Below are 24,635 nucleotides of genomic sequence, written 5' to 3'. Positions count from 1 at the left end.
CGAGCATCATGAGATCTCCGGTCCTCACCGTCGCGCCGAACGGGGTCGCCCTGGCGTATCGCGAATACGCTGCGTCCCGCGAATCCGCGGGGTCCGCCGCCCGTTCCGTGCCCGTACTGCTGGTGCACGGGATGGGGGGTGACGGGCGCACATGGACCCGGTTCGCCGGAAACCTGGTGAAGGCGGGCCGACGGGTGATCACCGTCGACCTGCGCGGGCACGGACGCAGCGGCCGGGCCCCCTCGTACCGTTTCGACGAGCTCGCCGCCGACGTCGCCGGCCTGTGCGCCCACCTCGGTGTCGAGGCCGTCGATCTCGTCGGGCACTCGCTCGGCGGTCATGTGGGATCGCTGGTCGCGCAACAGAATCCCGGCCTCGTCCGGCGACTTGTCCTCGAGGAGACACCTCTGCCGTTGCGGGAGGGGGATCCGGTTCCGGAGGTGCCGGCCCACCGCCCGACTCCCGCGGAGTTATGGCACGCCGCGACCAGCATGGCGCTCAACCCGCGCGCGGTCACCGCCTTCGACCGCTCGATGACGCCGTCGGTCGTCGCCCAGTTTCACACGCCGAATCCGGTGTGGTGGAAGCATCTTCCGTCCCTCGACGCTCCGACCCTGCTGTTGCGCGGAGCGCGCCGCGGCAGCATGGTCGACCCGCGCCTGTTGACGGCGGCAGTCGACGCGCTGCCTTCGGCCTCAGTGCGGGAGATCGGCTGCGGGCACAGCATCCACCGCGACCGTGCCCGCGATTTCGCAGCGGCCGTCGTCCCGTTCCTCACGGATCGAACGGTTGCCTAGACTGGACGATCGTGCGCATCGCGACCTTCAACATCAACGGAATCCGCGCCGCACAGCGCCGCGGATTCGAGGACTGGTTGCGTGAGCGCAACCCCGACGTGGTGGCCCTGCAGGAGGTACGCGCCCCGGCGGCTGCGATCCCGCAGGGAGTCTTCGGCAAGTACCACCTCGCCTACGACGAGGGCACCCTTCCCGGCCGCAACGGCGTCGGAATCCTGACCCTGCACGAACCTGCCGCCGTGCGCACCTGGAGCGGCACCGCACTGCTGCGACTTCCCGGTGAGGAACACGTCGACCGGATCGAGTTCGATCGGGGAGCGCTGGCACGCGGACTGTCCGAATTCGCCCACGAGGGGCGGTACGTCGAGGTGGATCTCGCCGACGCACCGATCACCGTGGCGTCGCTGTACCTGCCGAAGGGCGGGCTCCCGGCGCACCTCCAGAAGCCCGGGCGCATGCGCGACGAACCGGACGGTGGGATGCGCTACCAACGCAAGATGCGGTTCCTGTCGGCCTTCGCCCGGCAGCTGACCCGTAGCCGACTCGCGGCGCGCGCCCAGGGGCGGGAGTTCCTGATCATGGGTGATTTCAACGTCGCCCACACGCGCTACGACGTGCGCAACTGGCGGCGTCGCGGGCAGGCCGAGGGCTTCCTGCCCGAGGAACGCGCCTGGTTCGATTCACTGTTGTCGCCGCGCACGCTCGTCGACGTCGTCCGCCGGCATCATCCCGAGGTCGACGGTCCCTACTCGTGGTGGTCGTGGCTGGGGGAGTCGTTCGCCTCCGATTCCGGGTGGCGGATCGACTACCACCTCGCCACGCCGCGACTGGCCCGGACCGCGATCTCCGCAGGGACCGACCGCGATCCGGCGCCGGACCGGAGGATCAGCGATCACGCGCCGGTCGTCGTGGACTACGACATCTGAGTGACTGTCGTGGACTACGACATCTGAGTGACTGTCGTGGACTACGACGTCTGAGCTTGATATGTAGGGCTCGTGGTCAGTCCATGGTGAGGATCTGACGGAGGGCGGTTCCGTCGGCCAGGGCGTCCATCGCCTCGTTGATCCGACCCAGCGGCAGACGGTCGGTGACGAGTCGCTCGACCGGCAGTCGCCCCTCGCGCCACATGTCCACGAAGCGGGGGATGTCGCGGGCCGGGACGGCGGATCCGAGGTAGCTGCCCACCAGTGAGCGGCCCTCGCCGACGAGAGCGGTGGGCGAGATCTCGAGCCGGGCGTCGGGGGCGGGCAGTCCGACGGTGATCGTAGTGCCTCCCGGTCCGGTGAGCGCGACCGCCGTGGCGAGCGCGGGCACGCTCCCCGCGGCCTCGATGACCAGCCGCGCCTTCACGCCCTGTTCGACGGCCTCGTCCGGTGAGAGGACGCGTTCGGCTCCCAGCGACCGGGCCGTATCGCGCTTGTCCGGGGAGGTGTCGACGGCGATCACGGTGACGTCGTCGTGGGCCAGCGCCACGAGCAGCGCGGCCATCCCCACTCCGCCGAGACCGATGACGACCAGCGTGTCCCCGGCCTGAGGACGAGCAGTATTGACGACCGCACCGCCACCGGTCAGCACGGCGCAACCCATCAGCGCGGCGACCTCGGCGGGGACGTCGTCGCCGACACCGACGAGCGACCGCGTGTCGACGACGGCGTGGGTCGCGAAGGCCGATGCTCCCAGATGGTGGTGGACGTCGTTCCCGTCGCGGTGCAGCCGCCGGGCGCCCGACAGCAGGGTTCCCGCCGCGTTCGCGGCCGATCCCGGGATGCAGGGACGGATGCCGTTGCTCGCGCAGCCCTCGCACTCACCGCAGCGGGGCATGAAGGTCATGACGACCCGCTCGCCGACGGAGAATCCGGTGGTGTCGTCGCCGAGTTCGACGATGCGTCCGGCCGCTTCGTGCCCGAGCAGCATGGGAACCGGACGAGGCCGGTTGCCGTCGACCACGGACAGATCGGAGTGGCACACACCGGCGCATTCGATCTCGACCAGCGCCTCACCCGGGCCCGGTGGGTCGAGTTCGAGAAGGTCCACGCTGAGCGGGGTGGACTCCTCGTACCGCCGTCGACGTCCGATCTCCTCCAGGACTGCTCCGGTGATCTGCACGGGTCTCCCTTCCGTAGAGTCGCGGATTCTCCGCCTCTAGCATCACGAGCATGACACTCACCCGGGCCGACCGCTTCCTCATCGGTGCTACCGCAGTCTTCCTCGTGTCCCAGGCGAACATCGGTCGGGTTCTCGGCTCCACGGCCCCGACGGTGGGCACCCTCCAGACCACCTTCTCGGCCGCGAAGTACCGAAAGATCCTCGACAATCTCGGTCCTGAGGAGATCGAGCGCTACCGGCAGCACTACTACTGGGACATGGTCCATCCGGCGACCTTCGCGATCGCATTGCGGGCCGGTGCACGATCGCTCGACGAACACCGCCCGCTGTTGCCGAGCACGCGTCGGATCCTGATGGCGGCGCCCGTCGTCGCCGCGGCGGGGGACTACGTCGAGAACGCCGTCGGCCTGTACCTGCTGGATCACCGCACCCGGATCGACGATCGGACGGTCCGGGCTGCCTCGACCGTCAGCCTCACCAAGTGGGTGCTGGCGCTGGGCAGTTTCGCGTACCTGTCGCAGGGATTCCTGCGGATGTGGGGCGGTGCGGCACAGCGGGTTCTTCGCCGCGGCTGACCGGTCACCGCGGGGTGCCGGGCCGTCACGAGGGTGTCCGGGCCACAATGTCCGCGTGACCACCATCTCCGCCCCCACCTGTTCCGCACTGTCCGCACTCGACGAGCCGCTGCCCGGTACGGCGGCCACCGCGCCCGGCTACGTGTGCCTCGAGGTGCCGACGGGCTGGGGCCGCGACGTGCTCGACGGCACCGCCCTCGGCGCCGAGTTGTCGGACGAATTGTCCGCCCGGGCGAAGGTCGCGGACGTGCGGATCCTGTTCATCCGGAGACCCGGCCGCGACGTGGTGCGGGAGACCCGGACCGTCCTGCTGGCCCGCACCGAACCGGAGAACACCTGGTGCGAGCGGCTCGAGATCACCGAGCCGGCGGAGCTGCTCGACTTCGTCCCCCGTGTGGTCGCAGGTCCGGCCCCCGGTTTCGGCACGGCCGTGCAGGACCCGATCGCCCTGGTGTGCGCTCACGGAAAGCGGGACCGGTGCTGCGCTGTGCTGGGGCGCCCGATCGCGGCCGCTCTGACCGCCGAGTTCGGGCAGGACGTGTGGGAGTGCTCGCACACCGGCGGACACCGTTTCGCGCCGTCGATGATCATGCTGCCCACCGGTTACACCTACGGGCGGCTCGACGAGGACGACAGTCTCGCCGCCGTCCGCGACGCCGGGAAGGGCAAGGTCCACGCGGCCGGTCTGCGGGGTCGCAGCACCTGGGGTGCGGCCGGGCAGGCCGCCGAGATCGCGGTGCGCGAGGCGATCGACGAGTTCGCGATCGACGCCGTGACGGTCGAGGACGGGGACGAGCCGATCGTGCGTCATCGCGACGGCCGGGCATGGCAGGTCGGGGTGGAGACCTCGGAACTACCGGCCCGGCCGGCGAGCTGCGGTGCCGCGGCCAAGCCGGCGCGTCCCGTCGTCGCGACGACGATCACGCCGCTGTAGCGACACCCCGACCACCCGGCCGCTCTGCGGTTCAGTGATCCCGCCGCTCTGCGGTCTAGTGACCCAGTCCGACCTTCGCGTGCACGCGCTTCATCCACGCCGGTGCCCACCAGTTGGCCTCGCCCATGAGCTTGACCAGTGACGGCACGAGCAGCATGCGCACGATCGTTGCGTCGATGATCAGCGCGACGATCATGCCGACGCCGAGGAACCGCATGATCGACAGGCCGGAGATGGTGAAGGCCCCGGTGACCACGATCAGCAGCAGTGCAGCGGCGGTGACGACACGTCCGGTGCGGGCAATGCCGTACTCGACGGCTTCTACCGTCGTCGCTCCGGCCGCGCGGGCCTCCATCATGCGCGACATGAGGAACACCTCGTAGTCGGTCGACAGGCCGAACACCACGGCGAGGATGAGGACGACGAAGGTCGGCTCCATCGCCGCGGGAACGACGTGCAGCCACGAAGCACCGTGGCCCAGCTGGAACACCCAGGTCAGCACGCCGAAGGTCGCGGCGAGACTCAGTGCCGCCATGAGCACCGCCTTGATCGGCAGTGCCACCGACCCGAATGCCAGGAACAGCAGCACCAGGGTCGAGAGCACCATGATCGTGATCATCCAGGGGAGCGAATCCGAGACGGCCTGGTTGGCGTCGTCGACGAGAGCCCGGCCGCCGCCGACGAGCAGGTCGGTGCCGTCCGGCACGTCCAGGGCGCGCAGTTCGCCGGTGATCTCGCTCGCCCGTGCGGTGCCGTCCACGCCCTGAGCGTAGAGGCCTTGCAGGACCACCACGTCGGACTCCTGCCCGACGATGACGGTCTGCGAGATGCCGTCGACCTTGGCGACCTCGGTGGACACCGTGCGCACGGCAGTGCTGTCCGGGGCCTGTCCGTTCTCACCACGCAGGACGAGCGTGGCGCCGTTGCCGGTGCTCGGGAACTCGTCGAGCAAGGTCTGGGTGGCTGCGCGGGCCTGGCTGTCCTCGGGCAGGGCGGTGTATTCGATCTCCCCGAACCGTGCTTCGAACAGGGGCGACGCGAGTACGAGGAGACCGCCGGTGATCACCACCGCGATCAGGGCGGGACGGCGCACGACCTTGCGGACGACCCCACCCCAGAAACGACGTGCCCGCGCTTCGGCGCGGGTGGAGGTCTCACGGTCCCAGGTCCACGCGTTGATGCGGTGGCCGAGCATCGTCAGCAGGGCGGGAACCGCGGTCAGCGACAGGACGGCGGCACCGAGGACGGCGGCCATGGCACCGAGGCCGAGCGACCGCAGCACCGTCTGCGGGAAGACGAGCATGCCCGCGAACGCGCAGATCAGCAGGGCAGCGGAGAACATCACGGTGTGACCGGCGGTGGACATCGTCCGCTTGACCGCCGAGGTGACGTCCGAACCGGCCGCGAGTTCCTCGCGGTAGCGGCTGACGATGAACAGGCCGTAGTCGATCGCCAGGCCCAGACCGATCAGCGACGTGATGTTCAGCGCGTACGACGACACCTCGGTGAAATTCGACAGCAGGCGCAGGGTGGCGAGGGACGAGAAGATCGCGAGCACACCCACGAAGACCGGGACCGCGGCGGCGATCACCCCGCCGAAGATGAACACCAGCAGCACCAGCGTGATGGGCACCGCGATGAGCTCGGACCGGACGAGATCGCTCTCCAGGGTGTCGGTGAACTCGATCGCGACCACGGTGTTGCCGGCGAACTGCGATTCCACGCCGGGCACCTCGAGCAGGTCGAGGGCTTCGGGGAAGCTCGCGGCCGTGAGCCCGGAGTTCGCGCCGAGCGTGATCGAGGCAGCCACGCTGCGTTGGTCGGTCGACAGCAGCAGTTGGTTCATCGGCGGCGGAGCGGTCCAGTAGGTCTGGATCGACTCGGCGGGGACGGCGTCCTGGAACTCGGCGAGGGTTCTTTCGATGTCGGGACGGATGTCGTCGACCGTGCGTCCCTCGGGTGCGGTGTAGAGCGCGATGATGTCCGCGGCCTGCGACCCGAAGTTCTCGTAGATGATCTGCTCGACCTCGACGGCCTCGCTGTTCGGGTCGTAGTAGCCCGTGCCGGTCAGCTTGCCGAAGATCCCGACGCCCCAGGCGCCGGCGAAGAGCACGACGAGCAGCACGATCGCCAGTACCCATCGGCTCCTGGTGACGACGATCTCGGCCCAGCGACTCATGCCCACTCCCGGTTCCGCTGACGATTGTGACGATCGGCAACTGTACTGGCGTGGAGTGGGAGGGCTTTACCCTGCTCGGCCGGAACGGGCACGAGATCAGGGGAGGAAGAAGGTGGACCGACGCGCCGGATGCCTCACGGCACGGTGCGCAACGTGGCTCCAGCCGGACGGTATTCCACGAAGGCGGTTTCTCATTGGCTCCGGGGCGTACGCGACGCGCCGATCCACACTCCTCAACAGGGGTGGGCGGGGATCCATTCCCCGCCCTGCCGGACGTGACCGGGTTCACCCGCCGTCGTGGGCATGGTGGGCCGTGCCGGCCACCTGCGTCACCTCGTGCACCTCGTCGGCGCCGACCACCACGAACTGCCCCATCATCCCGGCGTCCTCGTGTTTGAGCAGGTGACAGTGGTACATGTACGGCATCGCCGGATCGGTGTGGCTACCGAACGGAACGAGCAGCCGCACCGTCGCCGCCGGCGGGATGAAGACGGTGTCCTTGCGCCCCGCCAGGGACGGATGGTCGGGACTCATCCCGGTCATGCCGAGGATCTCGAACTGCACGTCGTGGATGTGGAAGTTGTGGATCGTGCCGCTGGCGTTGGTCACCTCCCACAGTTCCGTGGTGCCGGCGACGATCACCTCGTCGATCCGGCTCATGTCCATCTCGCGATCGTTGATGGTCGTCGACGACGTCAGGTCGATGCGGCGGGTGTTGCTCGGCTCCCCGAGCTCCGGGAGGGTCGTCAGCTTCTCCGGGATCGCGGCCGACGACCCGAGCACGGGTGCCGCCCGCAGTTCGAGGACGTCCAGGCGATCGTCACCACCGGAGAAGCGGTCCTGGAAGAAGCCGGCCTTCAGCTCGGGTGGGGTGCTGCGCAGCACGTGGCTCGAACCTGCTTCCGGCCGGACGACGATCTCGGCGCGCTCACCCGGCGACAGCTGGAGGCTGCGGACGGCCTGCGGTTCCTCGAGCAGACCGCCGTCGCTGCCGACGACGAGGAACGGCATCCCGGTGTCGAACGAGAAGTTGTAGACGCGCGCGTTCGACGCGTTGAGCACCCGGAGCCGGACCGTCTCGGTGCCGACGTCCAGGAACGGTCGCGGTGTGCCGTTGACGAGGATCTCGTCGCCGAGCGTCCCGACGTCGGCGAAGATCGCGTTGCTGTCGTCGAGCTGATCGCCCTCGAACTTCCGGTCCTGGACGATGAGGGGGATGTCGTCGACCCCGTAGTCGTGGGGGAGCGGCGACGTGCCGGGTTCGTCGATCAGGAACATGCCCGCGACACCCCGGTACACGTGCGCGGCGGTGGAACCGTGCAGGTGCGGGTGGTACCAGAGGGTCGCGGCCGGCTGATCGACGGTCCAGTACGGCGACCATGTCGTTCCCGGCTCGATCGGCTGGTGCGGTCCGCCGTCCATCGCCGCGGGCAGGTGCATGCCGTGCCAGTGCATCGTGCTCGTCTCGTCGAGTTCGTTCGTGACGTTCACGCGCACGTTCTCACCCCGCACGGCGCGGAGGGTGGGCCCGAGATAGCTGCCGTTCACTCCCCACGTCCGGGTGTCGGGGCCGTGCCCGAGGTCGGTCGTGCCGCGCTGCATGGTCAGGTCGAACACGCGTGTGCCGTCGGCGTCGACGGTGCCCGACTCGACGGGAGGGATGCGCAGGGCGGTGTCGAAGTCGACGCGTCCGGTGGTGTCGATCGCGCGCGTGGTCCACGCGTGGACGGCCAGGCCACCGATGACCGCCACGAACGCGAGGAAGAGCACGAAGGGTATGGCGAGCAGACGCACCAGGAGTTTCACGACATCCATGCTCGTTCTCCCGCACTCTCGGCACATCCGGCGTGGCACCGGATTTCATGGTGGGGGAGAACCCTGAGCGACCCTCAGGAAACGCTGTGCAGGCGCGCCGCCTGCCGCACGAGATGGTCCCGCTCGGGGACGCTGGTCGCCAGGTGTGCGGCCTCCGTGTAGAGCCGGGCCGCCGTGGCCGTGTCGCCGGCGCGTTCGTGGAGATATGCCGCGGCCGCCGTGTACCGAGGCAAGCCGGGGTCGAGTTCGGCCAGCGCCGCGAGACCGGCCTGCGGTCCGTCCGCCTCACCGACCGCGACGGCGCGGTTGAGGCGGGCCACCGGGTTGTCGGTGAACCGCAGGAGCTCGTCGTACCACTCGACGATCTGCACCCAGTCGGTCTCCTCCGCAGTGCGTGCGTCGGCGTGAAGGGCGGCGACGGCGGCCTGTGCCTGGAACTCGCCGAGCCTGTCGCGGGCGAGTGCGGCCTGCAGGATCTCCACGCCCTCCGCGATCATGCGCGTGTCCCACAGGCTGCGGTCCTGTTCGGCGAGGGGGACGAGACTGCCGTCCGGCCGGATGCGCGCCGCTCGCCGGGCGTGGTGGAGCAGCATCAACGCGAGCAGATCCGACACCTCGGGGTGGTCGATCACCGCTGCCAGCCGGCGCGTGAGCCGGATGGCCTCGGTGGCCAGGTCGACGTCACCTGAATAACCCTCGTTGAACACGAGATAGAGCACCCGCAGCACCGTCGCGACATCGCCCGGCCGATCCAGCCGGACGTCCGCGATCGTGCGCTTGGCCCGGCTGATGCGTTGGGCCATCGTCGCTTCCGGGACGAGATAGGCCTGCGCGATCTGCCGGGTGGTCAACCCACCGACGGCCCGCAGGGTCAGCGCGACCGCCGACCCGGGCGTGAGCGACGGGTGGGCACACAGGAAGTACAACGCGAGGGTGTCGTCCACCGGTGTGCCCGGACCGGGCCGGGGCTCGGCGTCGACGAGGATCTCGCGGCGCCGGCGGGATGCGTCGGCGCGTACGGTGTCGAGGAATCTGCGCCACGCCACCGCGACCAGCCAGCCCTTCGGGTCGCGTGGCGGATCCTCCGGCCACACCCGCAGGGCTTCGACGAGCGCGTCCTGCACGGCATCCTCGGCCGCTGCGAAATCCGCTCCGCGGCGGACGAGGATGCCGATCACGGTGGGGACGAGCGTGCGCAGCAGAGCCTCGTCCACGTCTACTCCGTGACGGTCGGCGGCTCGGACATGAACGGGCGCACCTCGAGCCATTCGTGGATCGGCTTCCCGCCGGCTCCCGGCGCGGCCGACAGTTCGGCGGCCAACTCCAGTGCCCGGTCGTAGCTGTCGACGTCGATCACCATCCACCCGGCGATGAGATCCTTCGTCTCCGGGAACGGCCCGTCGGTGACCGGGGGACGTCCCTCACCGTCGTAACGGACGAAGGTGCCCTCCGGGGAGAGCGCCTGCGCGTCGACGAACTCGCCGGTGCTCTCGAGACGGGCGGCGAAATCCTGCATGTACCGGATGTGGGCCGACACCTCGTCCGGCTCCCACTGATCCATGGGTACGTCGTTCACCGCTGCCGGGGCGCCGCGGTAATGCTTGAGCAGCAGGTACTTGGCCATGATGTTCTCCTCCGTGCGGTACGGCCCATTGTGGCCGCGTTCGTGGAGGAGACGGAGCCGCTTCCGGATTCTCGACATCCCTCCGCGAGGGATTCGAGGTTAGGGTCGCGGCATGCGTATTCATCTCGGACCGGGCCACGACGAACACCTCGCCACCGCGATCGTCTCCGGCGGTGGAACCCTCTCCGAACTGGACGAGGCCGATGCCCTGGTGTGGGACGGCAGCGCCGAGGAGTTCCCGGATCTGCCCGACCGAGTCCGCTGGGTGCAGCTCACCTACGCGGGTATCGAACCGTTCTTCCGGGCGGGCGTGATCGACGACCGGCGGCTGTGGGCGAATGCGTCCGGTGTGTACGCCGACAACGTGGCCGAGTACGCGGTGGGAGCGCTGCTCGTGGGGTTGCGGCAGTTCCACGCCTCGGTTGCCGCGAAGCGGTGGACCAAGGACGTTCTCGACCCGCGGGTGCGGACCCTCCACGGCTCGACCGTGGCCATCGTCGGATGCGGCGGTATCGGCCGGGCGATGATCCCGCGCCTGCACGCCCTCGGCGCGTCCGTCGTCGCGGTCAATCGTTCGGGCCGTCCCGTCGACGGCGCGAAGGTCACGCTGCCGGCCGACCGCACGCCGGAGGTGTGGTCGATGGCCGATCACTTCGTCGTCGCCGCACCCGCGACCGCCGAGACCGATCATCTCGTCGACGCTGCCGCGCTCGCGGCGATGCCCGGGTCGGCGTGGCTCGTGAACGTCGCGCGGGGCAACCTCGTCGACACCGACGCGCTGGTGAAGGCGCTCGGGGACGGTACGATCGCCGGGGCGGTTCTCGACGTGACCGATCCCGAACCGTTGCCCGAGGGTCATCCGCTGTGGGATCTCGACAACGCCGTGATCACACCGCACATCGCCAATACACGCAGCCGGCTGACGCAGACGTTCGCGCCGACCCTCGAGGAGAACGTGCGCCGGTTCGTCGCGGGCGAGGAGTTGATCGCCCGGGTCGATCCGAACGCGGGTTACTGAGGCCGTTCGGCCGCCTTCTTGATCGCGGACAGGCGACGGTCCCAGCCTGTCCCCACGGCGTCGATCGCACGCCCGACCGCGCTCAGCCGCGATCCGACGGCGGAGAAGCGGATCTCCCGTCCGGCGCGCTCGGAGGTCACGAGACCGCACCGTTCGAGCACCGCCAGATGCTTGGCGATGGCCTGACGGGAGACCGTGAACTCGGCCGCGAGTCCGGACGCCGACGCCGGAGACCGGCCCAGTCGCTGCAGGATGCGCCATCGGGTGTCGTCGGCCAGGGCCGCGAAAACGGGATGCAGATCGGCGGAGAACTCAGCGTCGGGCAACGCTTCCGTCCTTCTCGAGATGGTGCTTGGCGATTTCCAGTTCGGCCGTCCAGCCGCGGGAGTTCTCCTCGAAGCGGGTGCGGCGTTCGCTCGCGTCGCCGGGCAGGGAGTCGAATCCGCTTTCCGTGACGCGTAATTCGGTCGTGCCGGTGTCGAGGGCGGTGAGCCGGAACTCGACGAGGGTGGACGGGCCGTCGGGATCGGTGTGGTCGGCGAGCCAGCGGAAGGCGGCGTAGTGCGGTTCGTCGAGGGTCACGGTGCGGAAGACGAAGGCGCCGTGGACCGGATCGTGCACGGTGGTGAGATCTCCGTCGTGTTCGATGCGGTGCTCGGTCCACTCGTTGTCGTTGATGTACCAGCCGGGTTCGGCCACGAGTGTCCATACCCGGTCCACAGGGGCGTCGATGGTGATGTCGCGTTCGATGCGGTCGAGTTCGTCGGTCATGACTGTCTCCTCCGATGGGAATGCAACTCCAGGGTTGCACTTGCTGGCCCATGATGCAACCCCCTGGTTGCAGTCGATCGTGCAGTTCTCGTCGCCGACTCCCGGCGTGTCGCGACGAGAACTGCACATGTGTTCGAACGTCTCGTTCGAACACATGTGCGATACTGGATCGGTCGAGGAGGTGCCGGAGTGGGATGGGGAAACGGTCCGCCGACCTGGTCGGAGATGGAACGTGTGCTCTCGGGACGACCCGGCATTTCCCGCCGCGATGCCGAACATCCCGGCGACGGGAGCGACAGCCCGGCGTGGTCGCGCACCCGCACCGAGTACGAGGCGCGGGTCCGACGTCCGGAAGGACCGGTCGTGCCCTACGCCGAACTGCACGCCCACTCCGCGTTCAGCTTCCTCGACGGTGCCTCCACGCCGGAGGAACTCGCCGAGGAGGCGGCACGACTCGGACTCGAGGCCCTCGCGGTGACCGACCACGACGGACTGTACGGAGCGGTGCGATTCGCCGAAGCCGCACGCGAACTCGGCATCCGCACCGTCTTCGGAGCCGAGCTGGGCCTCGACGATGCGCACCTGCTCGTCCTCGCCCGCGGTCAGGAGGGCTATCGACGCCTGTCGCGGCAGATCGCCGACGCCCACCTCGCAGGAGGGGAGAAGAACAACCCGAGGTACGACTACGACGCGCTCACCGACGCCGCCGGTGGGCACTGGCAGATCCTCACCGGTTGTCGCCGGGGGCACCTGCGACAGGCGCTCACCACGGGCGGGATCCCCGCCGCCGAAGCAGCATTGCTCGATCTCGTCGACCGGTTCGGTGCCGACCGCGTGACCGTCGAACTCACCCGTCACGGATATCCCGACGACCACGAACGCAACGCAGCCCTCTTCGAACTTGCCGCGCGACATGGCATTCCGTGCATCGCGAGCACGGCGGCGCACTTCGCGCATCCCCATCGGCGACGTCTGGCGATGGCCGTGGCGGCGATCTCCGACCGGCAGAGCCTCGACGACGCCGTCGGCCGGATCCCCCCGACCGGAGGCGGGCACCTGCGGTCGGGGGAGGAGATGACGCGGCTGTTCGAGGCCTTTCCGGGTGTCGTGCACCATGCCGCCGAACTCGGTCGTGAATGCGCCTTCGATCTGCGTCTCGTCGCCCCGAAACTGCCGCCCTTCGATGTTCCCGACGGGCACACCGAGTTCACCTGGCTGCGCGAACTCACCTACGACGGGGCGCGTCGCCGCTACGGTCCGGTCGAGCGCCGCCCCGACGCCTATCGGCAGATCGAACACGAACTCGACGTCGTCGGCCGGCTGGGATTCCCGGGATACTTCCTCGTCGTCCACGACATCGTCGACTTCTGCAAGCGGAGCGACATCCTCTGCCAGGGACGAGGATCGGCCGCCAACTCGGCGGTCTGCTACGCGATCGGCATCACCAACGTCGACCCCGTCGGCAACAAGCTGCTGTTCGAACGCTTCCTGTCGCCCGAACGCGACGGCCCACCCGACATCGACCTCGACATCGAATCCGACCGGCGCGAGGAGGCGATCCAGTACGTCTACCGCAAGTACGGCCGCATCAATGCGGCGCAGGTCGCGAACGTCATCACCTACCGCGGTCGTTCCGCCGTCCGCGACATGGCCCGTGCCCTCGGATACTCGCAGGGACAGCAGGACGCGTGGAGCAAGCTGATCGGCCGGTGGGGTGGGGTGCGGGTAGAGACCGACGAACGGATCCCGGAGACGGTTCTCGATCTCGCCGAACAGATCGAAGGTCTCCCACGGCATCTCGGCATCCACTCGGGCGGCATGGTGATCTGCGACCGGCCCGTCGCCGACGTGTGCCCCGTCGAATGGGCGCGAATGGAAGGACGCACCGTTCTGCAGTGGGACAAGGACGACTGTGCTGCAGCGGGTCTCGTGAAGTTCGATCTGCTCGGCCTCGGCATGCTCTCCGCGCTGCACTACATGATCGACCTCGTCGACGAACACGAAGGCATCCGAGTCGATCTCGCGCACCTCGACCTCTCCGAGCCGGGGGTCTACGAGATGTTGTGCCGCGCCGACTCGGTGGGGGTCTTCCAGGTGGAGTCGCGGGCGCAGATGGCCACTCTGCCGCGGTTGAAGCCGCGCTGCTTCTACGATCTGGTCATCGAGGTGGCCATCATCCGGCCCGGCCCGATCCAGGGCGGTTCGGTGCACCCCTACATCCGGCGGCGCAACGGTCTCGAACCCGTCACCTACGACCATCCGTGCCTCGAGAAGGCCCTCGAACGCACCCTCGGCGTTCCGCTCTTCCAGGAACAGCTCATGCAGATGGCCGTCGACGCCGCGGGATTCACCGCGGCGGAGGCCGATCGATTACGTCGCGCCATGGGATCGAAACGCTCGACGGAGAAGATGGAACGTCTGCGCGGACGCCTCTATCAGGGCATGCGGGACCTGCACGGCATCACGGGGGACGTCGCCGACCGCATCTACGAGAAGCTCTACGCCTTCGCGAATTTCGGTTTTCCCGAAAGTCATTCGCAGAGCTTCGCCTCGCTGGTGTTCTATTCGGCATGGTTCAAACTGCACCATCCCGCAGCGTTCTGTGCGGGCCTGCTGCGTGCTCAGCCGATGGGTTTCTACTCGCCGCAATCGCTGGTCGCCGATGCCCGCCGTCACGGTGTGGTCGTCCACGGCCCCGACATCGCGGCGAGTCTCGCGCACGCCACCCTCGAGAACGAAGGGAAGGAGGTCCGGCTCGGCCTGGCCACGGTGCGGCACATCGGCGACGACCTCGCCGAACGCATCGTGACCGAACGCAGTGCCCACGGCCCGTACACCTCGCCCGCCGACCTCGCCGCCCGCGTCGGTCTCACCACCACGCAGGTCGAGGCGCTGGCCACCGCAGGAGCTTTCTCCTCGTTCGGCGTCACCCGCTGCGAAGCCCTCTGGGGTGCGGCCCCGGCCGCGGCACAACGCCCCGGGCGGCTCCCCGGGATCGGGACGGTGCCGACTCCGGCCCTGCCGGGGATGAGCGCTCTCGAACTCGCCGCCGCCGACGTCTGGGCCACGGGAATCTCGCCCGACAGCTATCCGACGCAGTTTCTGCGCGAGCGGCTCGACGAACTCGGGGTGATCCCGGCCGCGGAGTTGTGGCAGGTCCCCGACGGGACGCGTATCCTCGTCGGCGGGGCCGTGACACACCGGCAGCGACCTGCAACAGCCGCCGGTGTCACCTTCCTCAACCTCGAGGACGAGACCGGAATGGTGAACGTGGTGTGCTCGGTCGGTCTGTGGGCGCGCTACCGGACCGTGGCCCACACGGCTCCCGCCCTGCTCGTCCGCGGCCGGCTCCAGAACGCCGAGGGCGTGGTCACGCTCCTCGCCGACCATCTCGAAGCCATGGATCTGCGAATGCCGAGCAGATCACGCGACTTTCGCTAACATCGCCGAGTGTGAAACGCCTGTGGCCGGTCTCGTTGGCTCTGTTCGCTCTGGTCGTCACCGGCTGCGACGAGGGTGGTGGAGGCGAGGGCTCCTCGGCGTCCGCGCCTGCGATCTCGGCACCGGCGATCGTCGACGGCGGTCTCCGCGAGTCGCAACCCGAAGAGGCCGACCGCAAGGAGGTCGTCACCGGCTACCTCGAGATGGATGCCGGCGATCCCGTGGCGACGGGCCGCCGGGTCGTGACGGTCGTCGAGGAAGCCGGTGGACGCGTCGACTCGCTCACCGAACAACCCGAGGCGAGCAGCGTGCTCACGGTGCGGGTGCCCGCCGACCGGCTCGACGAGGTCGTCGACGAGATCCGCACACTCGGCCGTGTCACCAGCCTGAGCACCACCCGCGACGACGTGACGATGCAGTACACCGACCTCGAAGCCCGGGTGGGTGCGTTGCGGGCCTCGGTGGACCGCCTGCGGGCACTGCTCGAGTCGTCGGCCGACGTCGAGGCGCTGATCGCTGCAGAGACCGCGCTGGCCGAACGACAGGCCGAACTCGACAGCCTCGAGGCGCAGCGACGGCAGCTGGGCGACCGGATCGAACTGTCCACGCTCACCGTCGACATCACCACCGACCGCCTTCCCTCCGAACAGGACAGTTTCTGGGACGGGCTGGTCGCAGGATGGAACAGCCTGTGGGCCGCGCTGGGGGCAGCGGTGGTCGGTATCGGCGCCGCGCTACCGTGGGTGGCGTTCCTGTTCGTGTGTGCAGGTGTCCTCTACCTGGTCATCCGGCTCATCACCCGACGGGGACGTTCGTCCGGAACCACCGGGACGCCCGATACCGAGAGGACCGACAGCGATGCGTGAGGTCGACCTGGCCGCACTCGAATCCGCGCTCACCGACGGGGCGACCGTCATCGACGTGCGTGAACGCGACGAATACGCCCAGGTGCGCGTACCCGGCGTCACGAACATCCCGCTCAGCGAGTTCGTCGCGCGGATCGACGAGATCCCCACCGAGGGCACCGTCTACGTCGTCTGCGCCGTGGGTGGCCGCAGCCTGCAGGCCGCGCAGTATCTCGCCGGTCGCGGTGTCGACGCCGTGTCCGTCGCGGGTGGCACCGACGGATGGGCCCGCTCGGGTCGTCCGGTGGAGAGCGGCGCCTAAACCCCTCCGGGGAAACCGTGCTGCCGCCACGCCTCGTAGCAGGCGACGGCTGCGGCGTTCGACAGATTCAGCGAACGCCGCCCGGGCAGCATGGGGATACGGATCTGCTCGGTGATGTGCGGGTCGGCGAGCACCTCTGGCGACAGCCCTGTCGGTTCGGGTCCGAACAGCAGCACGTCGCCGGCCCGGTACTCGATCTCCGCATAACTCGACGTGCCGTGCGCGGTGAACGCGAGCACCCGCTCGGGGACCAGCGCCGCCCACGCCGCCTCGAGGCTGCTGTGCACGGTGACCGACGCGAGATCGTGGTAGTCCAGGCCTGCGCGGCGCAGCTTCGGCTCGGACAGGTCGAAACCGAGGGGTTCCACCAGGTGCAGTTCCGCGCCGGTCGCGGCGACCATGCGTATGGCATTGCCGGTGTTGGGGGGAATGCGCGGCTCGTGGAACATCACTCTGAACACGATGCAGGTTAACAAGTCGGCACTGTGTGGCCCGGCTCGCACGCCCCGCCCACCCACCTGCCTCGGTGAGTTTTCCGAATTGGCGGTGTAACACACCGATCGGTACCGGCGACGTTCTGCGGAACGTATTCCTCAGAACGGATCGAGCATGAATCCTCCTGCCGGTTGGCATCCCGACCCCTACGACCCGTCCATCGATCGCTACTGGGACGGTCAGCAGTGGACGAACCAGACCAGACCCAGGGGCAGCGGCGACCCCACTCAGGTGTTCGGGGCTGTCGGCCAGGGCGGCAATCCCCCTGCTGCAGGTGGGTCGAAGCGGCGCAAGTGGCCGTGGGCGCTCGGCGCCGGCCTCGTCGGACTCGTGGCGCTCGGCGCCGCTGTCGGTGACGAGGAACCGAAGACGGAAACCTCCTCGGTGGTGTCCACGACGAGCAGTTCGGTGGCTCCGACCACGACGACCTCGGCTGCACCTACGACCACCACGTCGACTTCCGTCGTTCCGAGCACCGTTTCCTCTCCTGTGGAAACAACCGTGTCAGATGTGCCGACGACCGAGGCAGCACCGGCCACAACGACGACCCTTTCCCTCGAGTACTCGTGTAGTGATGCGGCCTGGCGCGAGATGATGGGCTCCGAGGGAGATGCATTGTGCGGCGCGCCCTGGACGCCTCGAAATCAACCTCAGACTCCTGCGTACACCCCGCCTCCGACATCCGAGTACACCCCGCCGCCGGCGACGCAGTACACGCCGCCTCCGGCCCCCGCATACACCCCGCCGTCTCAGGACCAGCAGTCGAGTGGAACCGTACATCCTGGTTCCTACTGCTCATCACCTGGTGCGCTCGGTGCAACTGTCAAGGGCACGCCGATGGTCTGCGGTGTCGGTTCGGATGGCGAGTATCGGTGGAAGTCCGCGGGATAGGCCACCCATTACCGAAGACGCATTGTGCGGAACCGGTCACAGTCCGGAAGCGCCCGTGGGTGAAGGGGCATCTGTAACGGCTAGTCCCCCGTGCTGCAGTGTCTGCACCGTACTAGATCATCAACTCATGGTTGATCCCGTGTGGGCCGGCGTCATCGGTACGGCAGTCGGTGCTCTGGCAGGCTCTGCGACGTCGCTGCTGTCTCCGCTGATCCTGTGGCGGACCGAGAGTAGACGTTTGGAGGTGGAGCACTCCAACGCAGTCGCACTATCGGAGACGCAGCACAATCAAGAATTGGAACGCTTGGCCGAAGAGGGCAAGCAGGCCGACCAGGAGTACCGGAGGAGATTGATTTCCCAGTGGCGCGACGGACTGGAAAAGGCAGCCGAGGAGCTGCGTCAGCGGGAATACCAAGAGTCGATTGACCACGTGGTCCCAGATCTGCCGAACCTCCAAGCGATGCAGTGGTTCGCTAGCCTGCGGCCTCATCTAAACCCGTCCTTGGACTGGGTCACAGTCATCAACGTCGGTGTGTACTACGCCTACAGCCATTCGGACGGCCTCGAACTCGCGGCGGAGATCGCCCGGATCGAACGCGAGTGGGGCTTGGTCTGACCGTGGTCACCCGCTCTGGTGCTCGGTGCTGCCTCCGAGCGTACGACCCTTGATCAGTGCTTGCCTCCATCCCTTTTGGGGAGGCCACGGTACGCCCCACTGAGCGAGTGCTTCTTTCGTCCGTCCACCCCGCTCCGTGCGGGCTGCGTCGATCTCCTCTGCGGTCGGCATCTCTGCTCCCTCAGTAGATCTCCGTTTTGCTTTCTTCGGTCTTCAGCGGCTCTCTGAGGAGCCGCTTGACCCTACGCTAGGAGAGAGTGGAGCGGAGGCAGGGGGCGTGCCCCGTACCGCTGAAAGCAGACGCGGATGCAAGACCACGCGGGTGGGTCGTTTCGCTCACGGTCAACGGTATGCACGCAGCCACGGTTATTGCTTGCTGGGCTCCCAGGACTGGGGTATTCGACGCGTTCGTACGCCTACCACGCCGTCCTCGCTCGAGTCTGCGGTGTCGTACAAGAACTGCTCCGAGGCCATAGCAGCAGGTGCCGCCCCGATTCTGCGCGGGGAACCCCCGATACGCGCCATACCTCGATGGGGACAACGAGGGCATCGCCTGTGACAAGTAGTGCGCGCTCCGGTGTTCGGATGTGCCTGTCACATCCGAACACCGGTGATGGTGCATTGTGCGCAGTCTGAGCGGAACCGGTGACAGTCCGGAAGTGCCCGTGATCGAGTGTCGTGGACCCGAATTTCCGCTGGAACCGAAAGGCGAACCCCGCCCGATGTCGCACGGCACCGTCGAAACCCCGTACACCGCATCCGAGAACCGTTACGAGACGATTCCCTACCGGCGCTCGGGGCGGTCCGGGCTCGACCTGCCGGCCTTCTCGTTCGGGCTGTGGCAGAAATTCGGCACCGACTACCCCTTCGAGGCACAGCGGGAGATCATCCTCCACGCCTTCGACCTCGGAATCACCCACTTCGACAACGCCGACCGGTACGGTCCGCCGCACCGCGCCGCGCAGAAAAACTTCGGCCGGATCCTCGGCAGGGACCTCGCGCCCTACCGGGACGAAATCATCCTGTCGACGAAGGCCGGCAACCCGATCGGTCCCGGTCCCTACCAGAAGGGAGGGTCGCGCAAGTCGCTGCTGGGCTCGCTCGAGCACAGCCTGCGTGACCTCGGCACCGACTACGTCGACATCTTCTACAGTCACAGTCCCGACCTGACGGCCCCGCTCGAGGAGACCGTCGGGGCACTCGTCTCCGCCGTCGAGTAGGGGAAGGCGCTCTACGTCGGCATCTCGAACTACCAACCGGATCGTGCGCATGAGGCCGCGACACTTCTGCGGGAAGCCGGTGTCCCACGGCTCGTCCACCAGCCGCGCTACTCGATCTTCGACCGCAGCATCGAGCAGAACGGTCTGCTCGACGCGGCCGAGCAGGACGGCTTCGGACTCGTCGTGTATTCGCCGCTCGCACAGGGACTTCTGACGGACAAGTATCTCGAGACCATCCCGGACGGTGCGCGAGCGGTAAACAGTGCGTTCCTGTCTCCGGACGTGATCGACGAGACCTACCGGCAGCGCGTCACTGAACTCGACACGCTCGCCCGGTCGCGTGGGCAGTCGCTGGCCCAGCTGGCACTGCAGTGGGTGCTCCGGCAGCCCGCCGCGACCTCGGCGCTCGTCGGCGCGAGCTCGACCTGGCAGCTCGACCACAACGTCGAGACACTGAGCTTCCCGCCGCTCACCGACGACGAGCTCGCGGTCATCGACGAGTACGGTGTCCACGGCACCGGCCTCGGTCTCTGACATGACCGCCATCCGGCTCTACGAGAAGCTGGGATTCACGTTGCGCGAGCGATCCGTGCCGACCCGCGTGCGCACACCGACGGTGTAGCCGGGAGACGCGTGCTTTCATTCCCGTGTCGGGTTCGATCCGGTCGGCCGCGGGAGATGTCATGGAATCGCCGGTAGCGACGTATGTCTCGGCGGTACGCAGCTTCGCGGAGTTGGTCCGTGCCGTGCCGGAGGGCCGCTGGGACGGTCCGGGCCTGGGTGAGTGGGACCTCCGAGCACTGATCGGACACACCTCACGCTCGTTGACGACCGTCATGACCTATCTCGACAGTCCTGCCGACACCGAGGACCTCGCGAGCGCGGAGCAGTACTACGTCCACGTCAAGGAACTGACCTCGGTCCTCGGCGCGGAGGACATCGTCGAACGTGGACGGCGTGCCGGTGCCGACCTCGGTGACGACCCGGTGGCGACGATCGGTGCCCTGTCGGCTGCGGTGATCGATCGGCTCGGTACCGGGGAGGATCGTCTGATCCGGGTGATCGGAGGATCGGGGATCCGGCTGCATTCCTACCTCCCGACACGCACCTTCGAACTCGCCGTCCACGGTCTCGACATCGCCGCCGCCGCGGATGTTCCCTACGAACCTCCCGCCGAGGTTCTCGAGCAGTCCGCCCTGTTGGCGGCGAGAATCGCTCTGGCACTCGGCGACGGCACGACCGTGCTGCGGGCATTGACCGGTCGGATGGCGTTGCCGAACGGCTATTCCGTCGTGTGAGCGGAGAGGTTCAGCGCAGCCGGGACCGGAACATCCGATCCTCGAGCAGCGCGAGCACGGATGCCGGGGGAGGCAATCGTGAGATCTCGTCGCGCAATTGCTCGGCCCCACGGCGGAGAGAGCGCGAGGACAGCGCGTCGAGGGTGATCCCTCCGATCTCCGCCGAGGTTACGGTGACGGGATCGACCGTGGTCCCTGCGCCCAGCGCGACCAGCCGTCGGGCGTTGAGTTCCTGGTCCGCGCCCATCGGAAGCGCGACGACCGGAACGCCGTGGGTGAGCGCACCGATGACGCTGCCCGATCCGCCGTGGTTTACGACGACATCGACGTGCGGGAGCACGGCCGACTGGGGCACGAACCGCTCGATGCGGACGTTGCCGCCCGGTGACGGCAGGGTGGCCGGGTCGATGTCCCGGCCGACGGTGACGAGCACGCGCAGGTAGTCGGTGCAGCCCCCGGAGGAGACGGACGATGAGATCACCGGACTCGGTGTTGAAGACGGTACCCAGCGTGACGTACACGCGGTGGGGCTTCTCGCCGCTTCGAAGCCAGTCGATCGCAGGGTGTTCGCGGGATGCGAGCGACGGGCCCGGCCCTGTCGAGACGGCTGTGGGAGGCAACGGGACATCAGGATCACGGAACGACGGTGGGAACGGTGAGATGACCAAATCCTGTGTCAGGAAAGAGCACTCGTGATCGGAAGGGAGGTCGTGGGCGGCCCGTAGTCGTCCCAGTGGCTCACGGATGCGGTCGATCCGGGTGAGTGCTCCGGACGCGATGACGGCGACCACCACGCGGGGAACGGCGGCGTGCTCGGCCGCCGTCATCGCACCGAAGTCCATCTCGTCGCAGATCACCAGATCCGGATGCCAGCGGTCGACGACCTCGCGGACCAGGTCGAATCGTCGCGCCGCGAGCACACCGGCGAAGTGGGTGCCGATCACCGAGTACTCGTGGTCGAGGTCGGGAGGAGCGAGCGTGCCCGTGGACCGACCGGAAGGAGATGTCGTCTCCCCCTCGGGGAAGTGTGCGTCGAAGCCTTCGGTGCCTGGGAGGACGTCCGCCTCCCCGCACACGCCGAGACGGTGGCCGGCCCCGCGCAGGACGTCGGCGATCGGGAGCATCGGTGCGAGATGGCCGAGGCCGCCTGCGAACGAGAACAGGACGCGACGCACGGCCCGGCCTCGTGTACTGCCGGTCGTCGATCCGACTCGGTGCGCCATGGCCGAATTACACCGCTCCGCGCTCGTGTACGCGAATCGTCGACCGGGTGTGGCCCCGAGCGGTAACTGGTTCAATCGAGAGGCACGAGCAGCGGGCGACCCGGGAGAGAACCATCACGATGACACGCCGACGCGGAATCCGACTGGCCGCGCGGGACGCGCTCCACGTCTTCGTGGAGGACACGGACCCCGAGGCTCCGCCGTCGACCATGGTGAGCTTCTACGTGTTCGACGCCCGGGGAGGCGAGGCCCCCATCCGCACCCGTGAGGACGCCGTCACCTGGATCGGGGAGCGCCTGCACCGCACACCGGCGCTCACCCGACGCCTGCACCGCGTGCCGGCGAACCTCGACTTCCCGTACTGGGTCGAGACCGGCGTCGATCCGGACCGTCACGTCCGGTACGAGACGATCGGACCGACCTCACGCAGCGGGTTGCATCGGCTGCTCGCGTCGATGAAGGAACGCTGCCTCGATCTGTCCGCACCGCCGTGGGAAGTGCACGTCCTGACCGACATCCGCGGTGTCGAGGACCTCCCCGACGGCGCCACCATCGTCGCGTTGCTCCTGCACCACTCGGTGACCGACGGGCTCGGAGCCGTCGAGATCGCTCGTGCACTGCTCGACGATCCGGCTGCCGCCCCTTCGGCGGGAGGACGCGTCGTCGCCGTGCCGGGACCGGTCCGCGCGGCGGTCTCGCTGCCCTTCCGGTACGCGAGGATGCTCCCGGCTCTGGTCGCAGCACGTCGCGCTCGACGAGCACTGGGTGGTCTCACCGCATCGGGGGAGAACACCGCCCCCCGGCCGCAGCGTCCCCGCACCCGCTTCGACACCGACGCCGGCAGCGCCTGGCAGCTCGGCGTCGTCCGTATGCCGTTGCCGGAGGTGCGTGCCGTCGCGCGCGCCACGGATACCTCGGTGAACGACGTGATCCTGACGGTCGTCTCGGGCGGACTACGCGCCTACCTCGCGTCCTACGAGGAAATTCCCACCGATTCACCGGCGGCGATCGTTCCGGGATCCCTCCGGGACGGAGCGGGAGCGGAGTCGGAGAACAAGGTCACGCTCATGTATGTCGACCTGCACCTCGATCGGGCTGATCCGCGCGAGCGACTCCGCCGAGTCCACGAGTCGGCTGCTCTCGAGAAACAGCGCATCCGGCGTCCGGAGTCGGCTGCCTCCGTTGCGGCGGTGGATGCATCGCCCGCGTTCGACCTGGCGATGACGTTCCGGAGAGCGCACCGCGGGCGGGTGGGGCCCACGGGAGACGTGGTGCCGCTGGCCAACACCACCGTGACGAATGTGCCGCGCGGGCCGGTCGAGGGCCTCCGATTCGGTGGCAGTCCCGCCGTCGAGGCGATCGGTACTCCGATGCTCAACCGGAACTACGGTCTCGTCCACTCCGTGACCTCGCTCGGCGAGGTTCTCACCTTGTCCTTTCTGGCCTCGGACTCTTGCATGCCCGACCCCGAGCAGTACGAGCGGCACCTCGCCGAAGCCTTCGCGGAACTATCCCGGGACTGCCTGCCTCCCGGCGCGCGGACGGTTTCCGGTACCGGCCGCGATTCGACGCCGGACGGGCGCCTGGAAGAATGAACGACGTGACTGCGACGATCCTGGACGGCAAAGCAACCCGCGACGAAATCTTCGAGGACCTGAAGGTCCGCGTGGATGCGCTGAAGGCCAAGGGCGTCACGCCCGGTCTCGGCACGATCCTCGTCGGCGACGATCCGGGATCCGCGGCCTATGTGCGCGGTAAGCACAACGACTGCGCGAAGGTCGGCATCACGTCGATCCGCAAGGATCTGCCCGCCGACATCACCCAGGAACAGCTGTTCGAGGCGATCGACGAGCTCAACGCCGACCCTGCCTGCACCGGCTACATAGTCCAGCTCCCGCTGCCGAAGCATCTCGACGAGAACGCGGCGCTCGAGCGCATGGATCCGGGCAAGGACGCCGACGGATTGCACCCGGTCAACCTCGGCCGGCTCGTGCTCGGCAAGGAGGCTCCGCTGCCCTGCACGCCGCGCGGCATCATCCACCTGCTGCGCCGCTACGACGTGGAGATCGCCGGCGCGCACGTGGTGGTGGTCGGTCGTGGCGTCACCGTCGGCCGCCCGATCGGTCTGCTGCTGACCCGTCGTTCGGAGAACGCGACGGTCACCCTCTGCCACACCGGCACTCGTGATCTCGCTGCAGAGGTGCGTCGCGCCGACATCATCGTCGCCGCCGCAGGTGTTCCCGGGCTGGTGACGGCGGACATGGTCAAGCCCGGCGCCGCTGTGCTGGACGTGGGTGTCTCCCGCACCGAGGACGGACTGCGCGGCGACGTCGCCGCGGACGTGCGCGAGGTCGCGGGCTTCGTGTCCCCGAACCCCGGTGGCGTCGGACCGCTCACCCGCGCCTTCCTGCTGACCAACGTCGTGGAGCGGGCCGAGCTGCTCGCGACCCGATAAGCGGGTC

Annotated in this window: 23 protein-coding genes and 2 pseudogenes; 15 read left to right on the top strand and 10 right to left on the bottom strand. The window is 68.3% G+C overall.

Features of this window, described 5'->3' with window-relative positions:
* Window positions 1–8 precede the first annotated feature (8 nt).
* Window positions 9–797: an alpha/beta fold hydrolase gene (locus KXC42_RS17010; protein ID WP_219129315.1), complete on the top strand. Its 789-nt coding sequence runs from the start codon at window positions 9–11 to the stop codon at window positions 795–797.
* Between the two features lie 11 nt (window positions 798–808).
* Window positions 809–1,723 (top strand): exodeoxyribonuclease III, encoded by a 915-nt coding sequence (locus tag KXC42_RS17005; protein WP_006550090.1) that lies wholly within the window; start codon window positions 809–811, stop codon window positions 1,721–1,723.
* A 76-nt stretch (window positions 1,724–1,799) separates the two neighbouring features.
* Here the strand turns inward: KXC42_RS17005 and KXC42_RS17000 are convergent, their stop codons facing one another.
* A complete protein-coding gene (locus tag KXC42_RS17000; protein ID WP_219129314.1) occupies window positions 1,800–2,906 on the bottom strand; it encodes an alcohol dehydrogenase catalytic domain-containing protein in 1,107 nt (368 codons plus the stop codon).
* 50 nt (window positions 2,907–2,956) lie between these two features.
* Here KXC42_RS17000 and KXC42_RS16995 point away from each other — a divergent pair, with 50 nt between their 5' ends.
* Both KXC42_RS16995 and KXC42_RS16990 read left to right on the top strand, forming a co-directional pair.
* Window positions 2,957–3,481, top strand: a complete 525-nt coding sequence (locus KXC42_RS16995; protein ID WP_039584858.1) for a hypothetical protein — start codon at window positions 2,957–2,959, stop codon at window positions 3,479–3,481.
* Between the two features lie 55 nt (window positions 3,482–3,536).
* Entirely contained in the window at window positions 3,537–4,415 is an 879-nt protein-coding gene (locus KXC42_RS16990) for a sucrase ferredoxin (protein ID WP_219129313.1), read from the top strand.
* Between the two features lie 55 nt (window positions 4,416–4,470).
* On the opposite strand, the gene KXC42_RS16985 is transcribed toward KXC42_RS16990, so the two are convergent.
* The 4 genes from KXC42_RS16985 to KXC42_RS16970 form a co-directional block, all read right to left on the bottom strand.
* Window positions 4,471–6,594, bottom strand: coding sequence for an MMPL family transporter (locus KXC42_RS16985; RefSeq protein WP_006550094.1), 2,124 nt, complete (start codon window positions 6,592–6,594; stop codon window positions 4,471–4,473).
* Window positions 6,595–6,879: 285 nt separating this feature from the next.
* Complete coding sequence (locus KXC42_RS16980) at window positions 6,880–8,409, bottom strand: multicopper oxidase family protein (RefSeq protein WP_085470037.1); 1,530 nt, start codon at window positions 8,407–8,409, stop codon at window positions 6,880–6,882.
* 74 nt (window positions 8,410–8,483) lie between these two features.
* On the bottom strand, window positions 8,484–9,623 hold the full coding sequence (locus tag KXC42_RS16975; RefSeq protein ID WP_219129312.1) for an RNA polymerase sigma factor: 1,140 nt from the start codon (window positions 9,621–9,623) through the stop codon (window positions 8,484–8,486).
* Window positions 9,624–9,625: 2 nt separating this feature from the next.
* Entirely contained in the window at window positions 9,626–10,033 is a 408-nt protein-coding gene (locus KXC42_RS16970) for a YciI family protein (protein WP_006550097.1), read from the bottom strand.
* Between the two features lie 112 nt (window positions 10,034–10,145).
* Here KXC42_RS16970 and KXC42_RS16965 point away from each other — a divergent pair, with 112 nt between their 5' ends.
* Window positions 10,146–11,051, top strand: a complete 906-nt coding sequence (locus KXC42_RS16965; protein WP_219129311.1) for a D-isomer specific 2-hydroxyacid dehydrogenase family protein — start codon at window positions 10,146–10,148, stop codon at window positions 11,049–11,051.
* On the opposite strand, the gene KXC42_RS16960 is transcribed toward KXC42_RS16965, so the two are convergent.
* Complete coding sequence (locus KXC42_RS16960; RefSeq protein WP_024101573.1) at window positions 11,045–11,377, bottom strand: helix-turn-helix transcriptional regulator; 333 nt, start codon at window positions 11,375–11,377, stop codon at window positions 11,045–11,047. The two genes, KXC42_RS16965 and KXC42_RS16960, sit on opposite strands and share 7 nt — an antisense overlap.
* The gene (locus KXC42_RS16955; RefSeq protein ID WP_219129310.1) at window positions 11,364–11,822 is read right to left on the bottom strand and encodes an SRPBCC domain-containing protein; all 459 of its coding nucleotides are present in this window, start codon (window positions 11,820–11,822) and stop codon (window positions 11,364–11,366) included. Before KXC42_RS16955 ends, KXC42_RS16960 begins: the two co-directional genes overlap by 14 nt.
* Window positions 11,823–12,011: 189 nt before the next feature.
* Between KXC42_RS16955 and KXC42_RS16950 the strand changes: the two genes are divergently transcribed.
* Genes KXC42_RS16950 through KXC42_RS16940 form a run of 3 tightly spaced genes read left to right on the top strand, consistent with a single transcriptional unit; the run spans window position 12,012 to window position 16,430 of the window.
* Entirely contained in the window at window positions 12,012–15,263 is a 3,252-nt protein-coding gene (locus tag KXC42_RS16950; RefSeq protein WP_219129309.1) for an error-prone DNA polymerase, read from the top strand.
* Between the two features lie 11 nt (window positions 15,264–15,274).
* The gene (locus KXC42_RS16945) at window positions 15,275–16,129 is read left to right on the top strand and encodes a DUF4349 domain-containing protein (RefSeq protein ID WP_006550104.1); all 855 of its coding nucleotides are present in this window, start codon (window positions 15,275–15,277) and stop codon (window positions 16,127–16,129) included.
* Complete coding sequence (locus tag KXC42_RS16940; RefSeq protein ID WP_016692855.1) at window positions 16,122–16,430, top strand: rhodanese-like domain-containing protein; 309 nt, start codon at window positions 16,122–16,124, stop codon at window positions 16,428–16,430. Before KXC42_RS16945 ends, KXC42_RS16940 begins: the two co-directional genes overlap by 8 nt.
* On the opposite strand, the gene KXC42_RS16935 is transcribed toward KXC42_RS16940, so the two are convergent.
* Window positions 16,427–16,891, bottom strand: coding sequence for a tRNA (cytidine(34)-2'-O)-methyltransferase (locus KXC42_RS16935; protein WP_024101568.1), 465 nt, complete (start codon window positions 16,889–16,891; stop codon window positions 16,427–16,429). The two genes, KXC42_RS16940 and KXC42_RS16935, sit on opposite strands and share 4 nt — an antisense overlap.
* A 148-nt stretch (window positions 16,892–17,039) precedes the next feature.
* Here KXC42_RS16935 and KXC42_RS27795 point away from each other — a divergent pair.
* Window positions 17,040–17,138 (top strand): annotated as a pseudogene (locus KXC42_RS27795) (DUF2510 domain-containing protein); the annotation flags it as partial.
* A gap of 14 nt (window positions 17,139–17,152) precedes the next feature.
* Here the strand turns inward: KXC42_RS27795 and KXC42_RS27405 are convergent.
* Window positions 17,153–17,401, bottom strand: coding sequence for a hypothetical protein (locus KXC42_RS27405; RefSeq protein ID WP_230810953.1), 249 nt, complete (start codon window positions 17,399–17,401; stop codon window positions 17,153–17,155).
* Between the two features lie 542 nt (window positions 17,402–17,943).
* On the opposite strand from KXC42_RS27405, the gene KXC42_RS16925 reads away from it, so the two are divergent.
* From KXC42_RS16925 to KXC42_RS16910, 4 genes and pseudogenes are all read left to right on the top strand, one after another.
* Window positions 17,944–18,432, top strand: coding sequence for a hypothetical protein (locus KXC42_RS16925; protein WP_219129308.1), 489 nt, complete (start codon window positions 17,944–17,946; stop codon window positions 18,430–18,432).
* Window positions 18,433–18,914: 482 nt separating this feature from the next.
* On the top strand, window positions 18,915–18,998 hold the full coding sequence (locus KXC42_RS27790; protein WP_228045153.1) for an excalibur calcium-binding domain-containing protein: 84 nt from the start codon (window positions 18,915–18,917) through the stop codon (window positions 18,996–18,998).
* Between the two features lie 156 nt (window positions 18,999–19,154).
* Window positions 19,155–20,186, top strand: a pseudogene (locus KXC42_RS16915) (aldo/keto reductase).
* A gap of 149 nt (window positions 20,187–20,335) precedes the next feature.
* Window positions 20,336–20,950 (top strand): maleylpyruvate isomerase N-terminal domain-containing protein, encoded by a 615-nt coding sequence (locus KXC42_RS16910; protein ID WP_217579607.1) that lies wholly within the window; start codon window positions 20,336–20,338, stop codon window positions 20,948–20,950.
* Window positions 20,951–20,960: 10 nt separating this feature from the next.
* On the opposite strand, the gene KXC42_RS27395 is transcribed toward KXC42_RS16910, so the two are convergent.
* Complete coding sequence (locus tag KXC42_RS27395) at window positions 20,961–21,431, bottom strand: glycosyltransferase (protein WP_257605835.1); 471 nt, start codon at window positions 21,429–21,431, stop codon at window positions 20,961–20,963.
* A gap of 861 nt (window positions 21,432–22,292) precedes the next feature.
* Between KXC42_RS27395 and KXC42_RS16900 the strand changes: the two genes are divergently transcribed.
* Window positions 22,293–23,768: a wax ester/triacylglycerol synthase domain-containing protein gene (locus KXC42_RS16900; protein WP_219129307.1), complete on the top strand. Its 1,476-nt coding sequence runs from the start codon at window positions 22,293–22,295 to the stop codon at window positions 23,766–23,768.
* 5 nt (window positions 23,769–23,773) lie between these two features.
* Complete coding sequence (locus KXC42_RS16895) at window positions 23,774–24,628, top strand: bifunctional methylenetetrahydrofolate dehydrogenase/methenyltetrahydrofolate cyclohydrolase (RefSeq protein WP_006550113.1); 855 nt, start codon at window positions 23,774–23,776, stop codon at window positions 24,626–24,628.
* Window positions 24,629–24,635: the final 7 nt, after the last annotated feature.

Source organism: Rhodococcus sp. LW-XY12, from assembly GCF_019317345.1.
In the GTDB taxonomy this organism is placed as follows: Bacteria; Actinomycetota; Actinomycetes; order Mycobacteriales; family Mycobacteriaceae; genus Rhodococcus; species Rhodococcus pyridinivorans.
This window is presented reverse-complemented; position numbering and strand designations above follow the sequence as displayed.

Excerpts from the sequence above, each read along its gene's own strand:
- KXC42_RS17010 (WP_219129315.1), top strand. The coding sequence starts at position 9 with ATGAGATCTCCGGTCCTCACCGTCGCGCCGAACGGGGTCGCCCTGGCG.
- KXC42_RS16995 (WP_039584858.1), top strand. The coding sequence starts at position 2,957 with ATGACACTCACCCGGGCCGACCGCTTCCTCATCGGTGCTACCGCAGTC.
- KXC42_RS16985 (WP_006550094.1), bottom strand. The coding sequence starts at position 6,594 with ATGAGTCGCTGGGCCGAGATCGTCGTCACCAGGAGCCGATGGGTACTG.
- KXC42_RS16980 (WP_085470037.1), bottom strand. The coding sequence starts at position 8,409 with ATGGATGTCGTGAAACTCCTGGTGCGTCTGCTCGCCATACCCTTCGTG.
- KXC42_RS16970 (WP_006550097.1), bottom strand. The coding sequence starts at position 10,033 with ATGGCCAAGTACCTGCTGCTCAAGCATTACCGCGGCGCCCCGGCAGCG.
- KXC42_RS16965 (WP_219129311.1), top strand. The coding sequence starts at position 10,146 with ATGCGTATTCATCTCGGACCGGGCCACGACGAACACCTCGCCACCGCG.
- KXC42_RS16955 (WP_219129310.1), bottom strand. The coding sequence starts at position 11,822 with ATGACCGACGAACTCGACCGCATCGAACGCGACATCACCATCGACGCC.
- KXC42_RS16940 (WP_016692855.1), top strand. The coding sequence starts at position 16,122 with ATGCGTGAGGTCGACCTGGCCGCACTCGAATCCGCGCTCACCGACGGG.
- KXC42_RS16925 (WP_219129308.1), top strand. The coding sequence starts at position 17,944 with ATGGTTGATCCCGTGTGGGCCGGCGTCATCGGTACGGCAGTCGGTGCT.
- KXC42_RS16910 (WP_217579607.1), top strand. The coding sequence starts at position 20,336 with ATGGAATCGCCGGTAGCGACGTATGTCTCGGCGGTACGCAGCTTCGCG.
- KXC42_RS16900 (WP_219129307.1), top strand. The coding sequence starts at position 22,293 with ATGACACGCCGACGCGGAATCCGACTGGCCGCGCGGGACGCGCTCCAC.